The sequence below is a fragment of the Sphingomonas sp. NPDC019816 genome, assembly GCF_050274375.1.
Lineage (GTDB): Bacteria > Pseudomonadota > Alphaproteobacteria > Sphingomonadales > Sphingomonadaceae > Sphingomonas.
The window spans coordinates 1-12,774 of the sequence record NZ_JBNNOB010000112.1 but is presented as its reverse complement, the minus strand read 5'-3'; the positions used below and the strand labels follow the sequence as shown (position 1 = coordinate 12,774).

Sequence of the window (12,774 nt, the reverse complement as noted above, 5' to 3'; positions counted from 1 at the left end):
CACCGGGAGAGGGAGGGAGGCGCGTCGCAGACGCGTGGGAAGGGTGAGGGTCGGCCATGATGCCGTCCCTTGGCCTTCGACGTCGCTCAGGCTGAACGGAGGGAGGGGGCTTTGGGTGGCGTCGACGCTGTGTGGCCCGGAAAATTGCCCACCCAAACCCCACAACCCCTTGTCTCGCATGCCGAAACGCGGGAACCATGACGCTCCCGTCATTCAATCGTGAGCGCTTTCGTGATCCGTAACACGCTGGTCCTTCTCCTCGCCGCCACCGCCCTGACCGCCCCGCTGGCCGCGCAGGAGGATGGCGATAAGAAGGGCGGCTCGCATGTTGAGGCCGCCAAGGCCGAGGCGGAAGCGGCCTGGGCGCGCGCACCGCTGGAGGAAGCCGAGGTCCGCCACCGCGACAGCGTGACGATCGGCGGGCGCAGCTATCCCTATGTCGCGTCCGCCGGCACGCTGACCGTGCGCGATATCGAGGGCAAGCCGACCGCCTCGATGTTCTACACCGCCTATACGCTCGACGGTGTGAAGCCGGGCACCAAGCGCCCGGTGACGTTCCTGTATAATGGCGGGCCGGGCTCGCCCTCCTTCTGGCTGCGCATGGGCTCGTTCGCACCGATCCGCATCCGCACGACCAGCCCCGAATTCGTCCGGCCGGCGCCCTATGATGTCGGGCCGAACCCGGACTCCCTGCTCGACAAGACCGACCTCGTCTTTCTCGATGCGATCGGCTCGGGCTATTCACGCCCGTTGGGCGATATGAAGCCCGCGCAATTCTATGGCGTCGACGAGGATGTCGATGTCTTCGCCGGCGCGATCCAACGATACGTCACCAAATATGGCCGCTGGATGAGCCCCAAATTCCTGCTCGGCGAAAGCTATGGCACGCTGCGCTCGGGCGCGCTGGCCTATCAGTTGCAGGAGCGGGGCATGGCGCTGAACGGCGTGGTGCTGCTCAGCTCGATCATGAATTACGGCTATCGTCAGCCGGGACTGGATCAGGTCTATCTGAACTACCTGCCCAGCTATGCCGCGACCGCCTGGTATCACAACCGCCTGACCGATCGCCCCGCCGATGTCGCGACCGTGGTGGCGCAGGCGCGCGCCTTCGCGGTCGGGCCGTACATGTCGGCCCTCGCCAAGGGCCAGTCGATCTCGGCCCAGGAGCGCGACCAGATCGCCGAGCAGATGAGCCGGCTGATCGGCCTGTCGCCCGACTTCATCAAGCGGGCGAACCTGCGTATCGACCTGCCGCGCTTTCAAAAGGAATTGCTGCGCGGGCAGGCGCGCACGGTCGGTCGGTTCGACTCGCGCTATCTGGGCATCGATACCGACGCCGCCGGCGAGCGGCCCGAAACCGATGCTTCATCCGACGCGATTTCAGGCGCTTATATCGCGTCCTTCCAGGATTATCTGCAATCTACGCTCGGCTACAAGACCGAGCTGCCCTACCGCCTGTCGGCACGCGATGCGGCGGGATGGACGTGGAACTGGAAACACAAGGCGCTGGACGGGTCGCAGAACAACCCTAACACCGCGATCGATCTGGCCGCCGCGATGCGCGCCAATCCGTATCTCAAAGTGCTGTCGATGAACGGCTATTACGACATGGCGACGCCGTTCTTCGGGACCGAGAATGACCTGGGCCACATGATGCTGGAGCCGGCGCAGCAGGCGAACCTGCGCTTCACTTATTACCCGGCCGGGCACATGACCTATTTGAACCCCGATGCGCTGCGGAGCATGAAGGCCGATCTGGCACGCTGGTATGACGAAGCGGTCAGCGACGCGAAGTCGCCAATCCCGCCGGTGCCGCCTTCGGGGCAGGGGGCGCGGTAGGCTAGCGCCGGTAGAGCGTCCGGTAGGTCGTCTGGGCGAAGGTCAGGACGGCGACATTTCCGCTGCCTAAATGCTGCTGTAGGTCGCCCGGCGTGATCGTCAGTACCTTGTCCAGCGATGCCCGGACATGGGGGTTGCGCCAATTCCACGACGTCGAACCGATCATGCCGGCGAACGCCTCGATCCGATCGAACTGCCAGACCAGGCTGGTGATGGCTTGATGGCAGGCCCGGTAGTTCGAAAATTCGAAGACCTGGCCCTTCGTACCCAACGATCGCAATCGTATCGCGCCGGGACGAACCTCGTTGAGGGCGTCGAATAGGCGTTTGGAATCCCGCTCGCCCCATGCATCGATGTAAGCGACGGCGCCGTGCGCGATCGCGCCATTCTCGTCCTGATTATCCCAATCGTCGCCATGGCTACGCATGCCGATCCGGGCCATTTCGACCATCGTAACGGGCTTCGCCATGTCGACGATGAACGCGTGGGTCGCTTCGATCAGCGCATCCAGGAATTCGGCTTCGCGTTTTGCCTTGTCCTGCCGTCGCCAATTTTTGAGCGCGACATATGCCAGGCAGGCGGTGACGACCGACGCCGCCGTACGCACTACGTCGAGCCAATCGACCGTCGTCAGCAGGTAGGCCAGCTTGGGCATGCTATCGGCAATCATACCGAGAGCTTAGTCGACGCGAGGCATTGCGAAAGATGTAAGTGGTGGACGCACTTGGGCTCGAACCAAGGACCCGCTGATTAAGAGTCAGCTGCTCTACCAACTGAGCTATGCGTCCATTGCCGGTCTGCGGCAAGGCGGGGAAGCGATGTCCCCGGCTGGTGGCGCGCTGTTAGCGGAGCTTATCCGGCCTGCCAAGAGGGTTTTTGACATTTTTCTTGCGATCGCGATCACGCGCCGATCCCGGTCGCTTGCTGCTCGATAGTTGACGGTGAAACGCTGGCGGATATGGCGCGGTCGTTCGCGCTGGTCGGCGAACGCGGTGGCATAGTTTTCACGGCTGCTGCTGCCCTATCCGTATTGGTGCCCGGCCGGAAAACATCCGTCCGCTCGCAGGGCATGGACATCGCCGAGGGGGAGGGGAGGTTCATTCCAGATCGTCGGTCTGACGCAGCGAATCTGGGAAGGCGGTTCTGGCGCACGCTCCACGCCATTTTTCCTCGGGGAAACACGGTTGGCCGATCAGCCGCTGGCCGAGCGCGACCTCCAAGTGCCAGCGTCGCCCACGGTCAGACAGCACATCATGCCCGATGCACAAACCGTGTCGATCAACCCGGGGGCATCAGCCGAAGCGAAGGGCAGGGGGGCGCCACCGATCGCGGTGACGCCCCTGTCATGCGGTCGCGGTCAGGCGATATGAACCGCCTTGGTGATCATATGGTTGGCGATGCCCTCCGGGCCGTCCTCCGAACCATAGCCGCTTTCCTTGACCCCGCCGAACGGCGCGTCACCCCAGCTGAGGCGCACGGTGTTGATCGCGATCATGCCGGCCTCGATCTCGTCGCCCAGCTGGTTCTGGCGGCGGCCATTCTCGGTGAAGCAATAGGCGCCCAGGCCGAAGGGGAGGCGGTTCGCCTCGGCGATCGCGTCCTCGGTGGTGGCGAAGGGGCGGATCAGCGCGATCGGGCCGAAGGGCTCCTCGTTCATCGCCTTGGCGTCGAGCGACACATCGGCCAGCACGGTGGGGGCGAAGAAGAAGCCGTCGCCGCCCTTCGCCTCGCCGCCGGTCAGCTTGCGCGCGCCGTTCCGCACCGCATCCTCGATCATCGCGCCGATCGCCTCCGGGCGGCGCGGATTCGCCATCGGACCCATCTGGGTCTCCGACGACAGACCGTCACCGATCCTCAGGGCGGCGGCGCGCTCGGCAAAGCCCTTGGCGAAGCGCTCGTAAATCCCTTCCTGCACATGGAAGCGGGTCGGCGCGACGCAGACCTGGCCGGCATTGCGGAACTTGTGGGTGACGAGGAGGTCCAGTGTCTTGTCCAGATCGCAGTCGTCGAACACCAGTACGGGGCCATGACCGCCCAGCTCCATGGTCGACTTCATCACCGTATCGGCCGCCAGCTTCAGCAGATGCTTGCCGACCGGGACCGAGCCGGTGAAGCTGAGCTTGCGCGTGACCGGCGAGGCCAGCAGATGGCGCGAGACGGCATCGGGCACGCCGAAGACCAGCTGCGCGACATCGCCGGGCAGGCCGGCGTCCTGGAAGCAGCGCATGATGGCGATGGCGCTGGCCGGCGTTTCTTCGCTGGGTTTGAGGATCACCGAGCAACCCGCTGCGATCGCGGGGGAAAGCTTGCGGACCGGGTTCATCACCGGGAAGTTCCACGCGCAGAACGCCGCGACCGGCCCGACCGGTTGATGCAGCACCAGCGAGCGGGTGCCGGTGGGACGCGGCAGGACACGGCCATAGATGCGGACCGCCTCGCCGGCATGGAAATCGAGCAGCGCGGCGGTCGCGGCGACCTCGCCACGCGACTCGACGATCGGCTTGCCCTCTTCCATCGTGGCGAGCCGCGCCAGCTCCTCGGCACGTTCGCGCACCAGCGCGGCGGTCCGATGCAGGACGGCGGCGCGTTCCTGCGGCGCGGTCTTGCGCCATGCCTCGAACCCGCGCGCGGCGGCCTCCAGCGCACGCTCCATGTCGGCCGCGGTCGCCAGCGGCAGATCACCCAGAGACTGGCCGGTGGCGGGGTTCAGTACGGCCTGGGTCTCGCGCCCCTGCGCGCCCAGCCATTCGCCGGCGATGTACAGGCCGTTCTTCACGTCAAATTGCTGGGCGGTCATACGCGTCCTTTCCATATGTTCAGGCGATGATGCGGGCCGCAGATCGGTCTTGCGTCGCCGGGATGCAACCCCGGTACGGGCTAGGGTGGGGCCTGATCGCGGTCGTCCACGAATATCGTGGCCGACGCCTTTTTCCGGTCTGCCGGTGCCGATCGTGGGGCTTCGGTGTTTGGGCATTTGCCAGCGGGGTTCCCCACGGGCATGGAGGCGGCCGGCAACCGGGGAGATTGCGTTGAGGGTCGGACAGGAATGCTGGCGGATCGAGCGGGCCGATCGCATGGCCGTGATCGTCGATGCCGAAAATTATTTCCGGCTGGCACGGCGCGCGATGGCGAAGGCGCAGCGGCGGATCCTGCTGATCGGGTGGGATTTCGACGCACGGATCGTGCTCGACCATGACGAGGCGCCGAACGAGCCGCTGGGCGACTTCATCTATTCGCTGGTACAGCGGCAGCCCGAATTGGAGATTTTCCTGCTGCGCTGGGACACCGGTGCGATCAAGTCGATGTTTCGGGGGCGCACCGTCTTCACGGTGCTGAAGTGGATGGCGCATAAGCGCATCCATACCAAGCTGGAAGGTCATCACCCGATCGCGGCGTCGCATCATCAGAAGATCGTCATCATCGACGACCAGTTCGCCTTTTGTGGCGGCATCGACATGACTGGCGACCGCTGGGACACGCGCGAGCACCGCGACGACGACCCCGGTCGCAAGCGTCCCGGCGGACAGCCCTACAAACCCTGGCACGACGCGATCAGTGCGGTCGAGGGGCCGATCACCCAGGCGCTGGGCGAACTGTTCCGCGAGCGCTGGCGCGCGGCGGGCGGCAAGCCCATGGCCCCGGCCGTGCCGGGGGCGAGCTGCTGGCCCGAGGGGCTGGAGCCCGACTTTCTCGACCAGCAGGTGGCGATCGCGCGCACCATGCCGGAAATGGGCGACCAGACGCCGGTTCACGAGAATGAGGCGCTGTTCCTGGCGCAGATCGCGCGCGCCGAGCGGTACGTCTATATCGAGAGCCAGTATTTCGCCTCGCGCCGCGTGGCCGAGGCGATCGCGCGCCGGCTGGACGAGGAACACGGCCCCGAATTCGTCATCATCAACCCGCTCACCGCGCAAGGCTGGCTGGAGCCGATCGCGATGGATACGGCGCGCGCGCGCCTGATGGAGGCGCTGCGGCGGCGGGACCGTCACGGCCGGCTGCGCCTCTATCACCCGTTCACCGCCGGCGGCGAAGCGATTTATTGCCATGCCAAGATCCTGATCGCCGACGACCGTGTGTTCCGGCTGGGGTCCTCCAACCTGAACAACCGCTCGATGCGGCTCGACACCGAATGTGACCTGGCGCTGGCGGTCGAGCCGGACAGCGCGGCGGCACAGCGGATCGCGGCCATTCGCGACGACCTGATGGCCGAACATCTCGGACTGCCGCCCGCGCAAGTCACGGAGACCTTCGCGCGGACCGGCTCGCTGATCGCCACGGTCGAGGTGCTGCGCGAGGGCGGGGGGCGAACGCTCCGGCCCTATGAGATACCCGACCTGTCGAGCGTCGAGGAATGGCTCGCCGACCATGAGGTGCTCGACCCCGAAGGCCCCGAGGAGATGTTCGAGGCAATCAGCGAGCGCAAGGGGCTGTTCCGGCGCTTGCGGAGGCGGTGATGGGAGACGTCGTCAACTTCCGTCAGGCGCGCAAGGGGCTGGCGCGCCGGGCCGCCGAGCAAAAGGCGGGTGAGAACCGCGCACGCTTCGGGCGAACCAAGGCGGAGAAGCAGCGCGATGCGGCCGCGCAGGAGCGATTGCGCAAGGAACTGGACGGCGCGAAACGGGAGAATTGAGGGCCACCCTCCTCACCCGGAAGCGTGACCATCAACGCGGCGTTGCGAACCAGATCGTATGCGTCGCGCCCTTGCCATTCTCACGCGCCCGTACCTTGACCTCGTCGACGGCGAAGCCCGCGCGGCCCAGTCGCCGAGTGAAGACGGGGTCCGGCGCGGCGGACCAAATGGCCAGGACGCCGCCAGGACGAAGCGCGACCCGCGCCTCGTCCAATCCACGCGCCGAATACAGGCCGTCATTGGCCGGCCGGGTCAGCCCGTCCGGGCCGTTGTCGACATCGAGCAGGATCGCGTCATATTCGCCACGACCCGCATAGATGGCGTTGCCGACATCGCCCATCGCCAGCGTCACGCGCGGATCGTCCAGGCAGCCATCGGTCAGCGCCGCCATCGGTCCGCGCGCCCATTCGATGATGCCGGGCACCAGTTCGGCCACCGTCACCCGCGCCTTCGGCCCCAGCCGGGCCAGCACCGCGCGCAGCGTGAAGCCCATGCCATAGCCGCCGATCAACAGATGGGGCGCCGGCCGGTCGCCGAGCCGGTCGCAGGTCATGGTGCCGAGCGCGACCTCCGAGCCGCTCATCCGCGTGCTCATCAGCTCGTTGCGGTCGAGCACGATCATGAAGTCGCCGCCGCGGCGGAATAATCGCAACGGCTCGCCGCCGGGCACCTCGGCAACGCCCAGCAGCTCGCGCGGGGTCATTTGCCCTGGCGTGCCTTGCGCGCGGCATAGCGCGCGTCACGCGCCGCCTTCAGCTCGGCGGCGGTGGGGACAACCGGCGGACGTGCGGCGGCGGCCGCCGCTTCGGCTGCGGCCTCCGCCTCGGCGCGTGCCTTGGCGCGAGCTTCTTCGCGTGCGGCCTTTTCCTGCTCGATCGCGGCCTTGTGCGCGGCACGGCGCTCGGCCTCGGCCGCCGCCTTGGCCTCACGTGCGGCCGCGCGGGCAGCGACTACCGCCGGATCGGGCGCGGCCTTGTTGCGCATGCGGTCCAGCGCCGCCGCCTTGGCATCGCGCGACGCCGCTGCACGATCGGAGAAACCGGGAACCTTATAGCCTGCCATCAATCATCTATCCCGCTGGAGGGGGCCATATGGCCCCAATGCACAACGGCCCCGCGATCATTCGCGGAGCCGTTGGAGAAACTGGTGGACGCACTTGGGCTCGAACCAAGGACCCGCTGATTAAGAGTCAGCTGCTCTACCAACTGAGCTATGCGTCCATAGGTCGCGACGGTGGCGCCGATCCGGCAACCCGCCTCGCGATCGGGAGGCGCGCCTTTAGCACCCTTGCCGATCTTTGCAAATGCTTTTTTGCCTACCAGCGGGTCGAACGCCGATTTTCCCGGTCGATCGCCATCATGATCCCCAGGCACAACAGCACCGTCATCTGCGACGATCCGCCATAGCTGACCAGCGGCAGGGGGATGCCCACCACCGGAGCCAGGCCCATGACCATCATCAGGTTGACCATCATATAGATGAAGATGGTCGTCGACAGGCCGGCGGCGGTCAGGCGGGCAAAACGGTTGGGCGCGGCCTGCGCCACGTTCAGGCCCCAGCGGATGACGAGCAGGAAGGCCAGGATCAGGAGGCAGCCGCCGACCAGACCCCATTCCTCCGCCATGGTGGCGAAGACGAAATCGGTATGCCCCTCGGGCAGATAGTCGAGATGGCTCTGGGTACCGTTCAGGAACCCCTTGCCCCAGATGCCGCCCGATCCGATCGCGATCTTGGACTGGCTGATATGATAGCCGGTACCCAGCGGATCGCTTTCGGGATCGAGGAAGATCAGCACGCGGTTGCGCTGATAATCGTGGAGCAGGAAGTTGACCGCCAGCGGCGCCATCACCGCCAGCCCGATCGCACCGCCGATGAACAAGCGAAGTGGCACACCCGCCAGGAACATGACGGTCGCACCGCCCGCGCAGATCATCAGCGCGGTGCCCAGATCGGGCTGCTTCATGACCAGTGCGGCGGGCACGGCGATCATCGCCGCGACCGGCCATATGCCCGAAAAGCGCCGCGTCTCGGCCGGCGGCATCAATTCATAGAAGCGCGCCGCGCCCAGAACCATGAACAGCTTCATCAATTCGGACGGTTGCAGCCGGATGAAGCCGACATCCAGCCATCGCTGGCTTCCCCCACGTACCGCGCCGAGCAGTTCCACCAGTACCAGCGCGACGACCAGTACCGCATAGCCCGGTATCGCGATCCGCCGCCACAGATCGAGCGGCAGCCGCGATAGCACCACCGATCCGGCGAGCAGCACGAAGAAGCGCACCCCCTGCGGCTTGGCCCAGGGGGTCAGCGAGCCGCCGGCGGCCGAATAGAGGACGATGAGCCCGAAACAGCCGATCGCCATGACCAGCAGGATGACCCGCCAGGGCAGCTGCGCGATCGGTTCGGGAATGATGCGGGGGCCGCTCACGGATTGGGGTCCGTCGCGTCGGTGCGGGGTTCGCTAGGGCCGGTCGCCATCGCCTCGGCCTGGGCGTCGGCGACGTTGGTCGCCGCCTCCACCGCCGGCGCGTCGGTCGCGGCGCCGGCATCGGTCTTGGTCGCGACCGAGGCGGGCTTGGGCGCTTGCGCGGCGCGGTAGGCGGCCTCCTCGGCGCGCATCCGCGTCATGATGTCGCCGCCCCAGGTCGGCTCGTCTTGCGCCAGCGACGCGAGCGCACGGTCGCGGTCGAACAGATAGGTCATGATGTCGCGCCCGATCAGCGGCGTGTCGAGATTGCGCACGGTGTGCCCGTTATGCTCCAGCACGACGGCTGCCGCATAACGCGGATTGTCGGCGGGGGCGAAGCAGACGAACAGCGCGTGGTCGCGCAGCTTGAAGGGGAGTTGCCCATTCTTCAAGACGCCCATGCGGCGCTCGGCCATGGTGATGCGGCGGACCTGCGCGGTACCGGTCTTGGCGGCCAGGCTGACGCCGGGCACTAGCATGCGCGCCGCACCGCCCGTGCCACCCTGGTTGACCACGCCGAACATGGCGTCGCGTACCACCGCGAGATGTTCGGACGCGACGGGCAGGGCGGGCGCGTCGAGGTGGACCTGCGATGCCAGCAGGCTGGGCTGGACATGCCGGCCCGACGCGATCCGCGCCGCCATCACCGCCAGCTGAAGCGGATTGGCCAGCACATAGCCTTGGCCGATCGAGGCGTTCAGGCCATCGGCAACGGTCCATTTCGTCTTGTATTTCTTCAGCTTCCACGCCGAATCGGGCACGGTGCCATAACGTTGCGTGTTGAGCGGCAGGTCGAATTTCTGGCCCAGCCCGACCAGGCGCGCGATCGGCGCGATCCGGTCATATCCCATGCGCCGAATCATTTCGTAGAAATAGATGTCGCAGCTCTGCTCGATCGCGCCCTTCAGGTTGAGCGCGCCGTGCCCGCCGCGCTTGTGGCAGTGGAAGACGCCGGTGCCGACCCGCATCGCGCCGGTGCACAATACCCGGTCGTTCGCGCCGACGCCGGCCTCCAGCAGCGCCAGCCCGTTCATCGGCTTGACGGTGGAGCCGGGCGGGTAGAGGCCCTGCGTCACCTTGTTCATCAAGGGCACATGGTCGTTGTCCGACAGCATCGCCCATTCCAGATGGCTGATCCCGTCCGAAAAGCTGTTGGGGTCATAAGCGGGCATCGACACCATCGCCAGCGTCTCGCCGGTGCGGCAGTCGAGCACCACCGCCGACCCAGAATTGGTGCCGAGCCTGCGCGCGGCATATTCCTGCAACCCCGCATCGACGGTCAGGCGGATGTTGCGACCGGGCACGTCGGGACGGGTGGCGAGTTCGGCCACCACCTTGCCGCGCGCGGTGACCTCGACCCGTTTGGCGCCGGGCTTGCCGCGCAGATAGGGCTCCAGCATCTTTTCCAGCCCGTCCTTGCCCAGCTTGAAACCGGGGGTGACGAGCAGCTGGTCGTGCGTCGCCTTGAATTGCTCGGCGGTCGGCGTGCCGACATAGCCGGTCAGGTGCGCGACCGCTGGGCCAGCGGGGTAAAAGCGTGCAAAGCCCCGCGTCGGCTGGACGCCCGGCAGTTCGGGCAGGCGCACGCTGATCGCGGCGAACCGGTCCCAGTCCAGCCGCTCGGCGACCTGCACCGGCTGGAACCCGGCGGCGTGCTCCAGGTCGAGGCGGATGCGCTCCATCGCCTCGTCATCCAGCCGCAGGATCTGGCGGAGCAGGCCCAGCACCCGGTCCTTGTCCTCCAACCGGTCGGGAATGATGTCGACGCGAAAGTCGGTACGGTTGTTGGCGATCGGCGTGCCGTGCCGGTCGATCAGCCAGCCCCGGCGCGGCGGGATCATCGTCGTGTTGACGCGGTTGCTCTCGGAGAGAAGATTATACTTCTCGTTCTGCGCGATCGACAGCCACGCCATACGGCCGGCCAGCATCAGGCCGACCGCGCCCTGCGCCGCGCCGAGGACGAAGGCGCGGCGTGAGAAGCTATAGGCCTGGGCGGCCTCGGTCATGATCCGGCCGGGGCGATCCATGCTCAGACCCCTACCTCATTGCGTCCGCGTTTGCGATCGATCCATGCCACCAGCCGGGTCGCCATGGGGAAAAGCAGGATGGTGATCGCGATCTGGACGACCAGCGGCGCATCGACCTGCGCACCGACCGGCACCGCGATGAAACGCCCCGCGATCAGGCAGAAGGCGATCGCGCCGCTGGCGATCAGCCAGTCCTGCCAGAAATCGCGGAACACCAGCCGATGCTCGAACAGGTCGATCGCCAGCGATGTCAGCGACCATAGCAGCACGGCCGAGCCGAGCGGCTGGCCGGACAGCAGATCGTCGAACAGCCCGAGGGGCGCCGCCGCCCATAGCCGGAGCGCATAGCGCGCGACCAGTCGCCAGGCGAGCAGCATCAACAGGCCGGCGGGCGGCTGCAACGGCACGATCGCCACCACCGGCACGATGGCGACGAGCGAACCGGCCATCACGGTCAGCCACGGCAGCGCGCGGGCGCGTGACGGGGGCAGTCCGGGGTCGAAGGGGTTGTAATGGTCGAGGGTCACGGCCGGGGTGCCGGCGCTGGTGGCGGCATCGGCATGAAGGCACGCTGAACGATCGCGAAATCGAGCGTGTCGGGATGGCTGAACGGCTTGGCGATCGCGACATCGCCGCCGGCGGTCTGGATACGCGCGACCGGGATGTTGGGCGCATAGAGGCCGCCCGTGCCCGAGGTCACGAACAGCTCGCCCTTGGCCAGCCGGACATTGGTCATGACCGAGCGGACATCCAGCGTGCCGTCGCCGCGCCCGACCGCGATGGCGGGCATACCGTCGCGCGTACGACGCACGGGGACGATGCTTTCGGGGTCGGTCAACAGCAGCACACGCGCCGCCGCCGGCCCGGCCTCGGTCACGCGGCCGACCAGTCCTTCGGGGCCACGCACGCCCATGCCGGGCAATACGCCCTGCCAGCGGCCGGCGTTGAGCAAGGCGAAGCGCCGGCCGCTCTGCCCGGTCGAGCTGACCAGCCGGGCGACGGCGACGGTATCTGGCGTGCGGTCGCGGATCGCCAGCAATCGACGCAGGCGGCGATTGTCATAGGCGATGGTGCGCGCGGTCTGAAGCAGCTTGCGCGACTGTTCCAGCTCGGCGCGCAGCCGCTCGTTTTCGGAATGGACGAAGAAATAATGGCCGATCGTGTCGGGCACGCCGCTGACGGCATCGCCGACCGCGACGAATGCGCCCGAGATCGGCGCCGTCACGCTGCCCAGCGTCATGCGCAACGCGGCAAAGGCGGGCGGGTTGAAGGTCGATGCGACAAGCAGCACCGCGCCCACCACCGCACCCGCCACCGCGAGCACATAGGCCAGGAAGGCTCCATATTGCCGCCGTCGCGAAAACCCGGTGCGACGGTCGCGGGCAGGCGCCATGCGCCGGTCCCCTTATGCTGGAGGTTAGCCGTTCAGCAGGACGCCGCGATACATCGGGTCTTCCAGTGCGCGACCGGTGCCCAGCGCGACGCAGGTCAGCGGGTCCTCCGCGACGGTTACCGGCAGGCCGGTCTCGTCGCGCAGCACCTCGTCCAGCCCTTCGAGCAGCGCGCCGCCGCCAGTCAGGACGATGCCCTGGTCGACGATGTCGGCGGCCAGCTCGGGCGCGGTGTTCTCCAGGGCGACACGGACGCCCTCGACGATGGTCGCCACCGGCTCCGACAGCGCCTCGGCGATCTGGCCCTGGTTGATCGAGATTTCCTTCGGGACCCCGTTGACCAGGTCGCGGCCCTTGATCTGGATCGTCACGCCGATGCCGTCCGCCGGCGGACGCGCGATGCCGACTTCCTGCTTGGTC

The 12,774-nt window shown here is 67.1% G+C and carries 12 protein-coding genes and 2 tRNA genes; 3 read left to right on the top strand and 11 right to left on the bottom strand.

All coding sequences use genetic code 11. The annotated features are described in order from the left end of the window. Window positions 1–231 precede the first annotated feature (231 nt). The gene (locus ACQKJZ_RS14655) at window positions 232–1,839 is read left to right on the top strand and encodes a S10 family peptidase (protein WP_427731862.1); all 1,608 of its coding nucleotides are present in this window, start codon (window positions 232–234) and stop codon (window positions 1,837–1,839) included. A gap of 1 nt (window position 1,840) precedes the next feature. On the opposite strand, the gene ACQKJZ_RS14650 is transcribed toward ACQKJZ_RS14655, so the two are convergent. From ACQKJZ_RS14650 to ACQKJZ_RS14640, 3 genes are all read right to left on the bottom strand, one after another. Then, a complete protein-coding gene (locus ACQKJZ_RS14650) occupies window positions 1,841–2,494 on the bottom strand; it encodes a hypothetical protein (protein ID WP_427731859.1) in 654 nt (217 codons plus the stop codon). Window positions 2,495–2,551: 57 nt separating this feature from the next. Then, a tRNA-Lys gene (locus tag ACQKJZ_RS14645) sits at window positions 2,552–2,627 on the bottom strand. 569 nt (window positions 2,628–3,196) lie between these two features. Beyond that, entirely contained in the window at window positions 3,197–4,636 is a 1,440-nt protein-coding gene (locus ACQKJZ_RS14640; protein ID WP_427731857.1) for an NAD-dependent succinate-semialdehyde dehydrogenase, read from the bottom strand. A gap of 232 nt (window positions 4,637–4,868) precedes the next feature. On the opposite strand from ACQKJZ_RS14640, the gene ACQKJZ_RS14635 reads away from it, so the two are divergent. Then, on the top strand, window positions 4,869–6,293 hold the full coding sequence (locus tag ACQKJZ_RS14635) for a phospholipase D-like domain-containing protein (protein WP_427731855.1): 1,425 nt from the start codon (window positions 4,869–4,871) through the stop codon (window positions 6,291–6,293). Then, a complete protein-coding gene (locus tag ACQKJZ_RS14630; RefSeq protein WP_427731853.1) occupies window positions 6,293–6,469 on the top strand; it encodes a DUF4169 family protein in 177 nt (58 codons plus the stop codon). The genes ACQKJZ_RS14635 and ACQKJZ_RS14630 overlap by 1 nt, the downstream gene beginning before the upstream one ends. 31 nt (window positions 6,470–6,500) lie before the next feature. On the opposite strand, the gene ACQKJZ_RS14625 is transcribed toward ACQKJZ_RS14630, so the two are convergent. The 8 genes from ACQKJZ_RS14625 to ACQKJZ_RS14590 form a co-directional block, all read right to left on the bottom strand. Continuing rightward, the gene (locus tag ACQKJZ_RS14625) at window positions 6,501–7,172 is read right to left on the bottom strand and encodes a spermidine synthase (RefSeq protein ID WP_312491092.1); all 672 of its coding nucleotides are present in this window, start codon (window positions 7,170–7,172) and stop codon (window positions 6,501–6,503) included. Beyond that, window positions 7,169–7,531: a DUF6481 family protein gene (locus ACQKJZ_RS14620; protein ID WP_427731850.1), complete on the bottom strand. Its 363-nt coding sequence runs from the start codon at window positions 7,529–7,531 to the stop codon at window positions 7,169–7,171. Before ACQKJZ_RS14620 ends, ACQKJZ_RS14625 begins: the two co-directional genes overlap by 4 nt. Window positions 7,532–7,613: 82 nt before the next feature. Beyond that, a tRNA-Lys gene (locus ACQKJZ_RS14615) sits at window positions 7,614–7,689 on the bottom strand. A 95-nt stretch (window positions 7,690–7,784) separates the two neighbouring features. Continuing rightward, window positions 7,785–8,897, bottom strand: a complete 1,113-nt coding sequence (gene rodA / locus ACQKJZ_RS14610; protein WP_427731848.1) for a rod shape-determining protein RodA — start codon at window positions 8,895–8,897, stop codon at window positions 7,785–7,787. After that, the gene (mrdA, locus tag ACQKJZ_RS14605) at window positions 8,894–10,963 is read right to left on the bottom strand and encodes a penicillin-binding protein 2 (protein WP_427731846.1); all 2,070 of its coding nucleotides are present in this window, start codon (window positions 10,961–10,963) and stop codon (window positions 8,894–8,896) included. The genes rodA and mrdA overlap by 4 nt, the downstream gene beginning before the upstream one ends. A gap of 2 nt (window positions 10,964–10,965) precedes the next feature. Beyond that, a complete protein-coding gene (locus ACQKJZ_RS14600) occupies window positions 10,966–11,490 on the bottom strand; it encodes a rod shape-determining protein MreD (RefSeq protein ID WP_312487730.1) in 525 nt (174 codons plus the stop codon). Further along, window positions 11,487–12,356: a rod shape-determining protein MreC gene (gene mreC / locus ACQKJZ_RS14595; protein ID WP_427731844.1), complete on the bottom strand. Its 870-nt coding sequence runs from the start codon at window positions 12,354–12,356 to the stop codon at window positions 11,487–11,489. Before mreC ends, ACQKJZ_RS14600 begins: the two co-directional genes overlap by 4 nt. 24 nt (window positions 12,357–12,380) lie before the next feature. After that, a partial coding sequence (locus ACQKJZ_RS14590; protein WP_427731842.1) for a rod shape-determining protein occupies window positions 12,381–12,774 on the bottom strand: 394 nt, incomplete at its 5' end.

Bases quoted from the DNA above. Each gene is read 5' to 3' on its own strand.
- mrdA (WP_427731846.1), bottom strand. From the start codon at position 10,963: ATGGATCGCCCCGGCCGGATCATGACCGAGGCCGCCCAGGCCTATAGC.
- ACQKJZ_RS14630 (WP_427731853.1), top strand. From the start codon at position 6,293: ATGGGAGACGTCGTCAACTTCCGTCAGGCGCGCAAGGGGCTGGCGCGC.
- ACQKJZ_RS14640 (WP_427731857.1), bottom strand. From the start codon at position 4,636: ATGACCGCCCAGCAATTTGACGTGAAGAACGGCCTGTACATCGCCGGC.
- ACQKJZ_RS14650 (WP_427731859.1), bottom strand. From the start codon at position 2,494: ATGCCCAAGCTGGCCTACCTGCTGACGACGGTCGATTGGCTCGACGTA.
- mreC (WP_427731844.1), bottom strand. From the start codon at position 12,356: ATGGCGCCTGCCCGCGACCGTCGCACCGGGTTTTCGCGACGGCGGCAA.
- ACQKJZ_RS14620 (WP_427731850.1), bottom strand. From the start codon at position 7,531: ATGGCAGGCTATAAGGTTCCCGGTTTCTCCGATCGTGCAGCGGCGTCG.
- ACQKJZ_RS14625 (WP_312491092.1), bottom strand. From the start codon at position 7,172: ATGACCCCGCGCGAGCTGCTGGGCGTTGCCGAGGTGCCCGGCGGCGAG.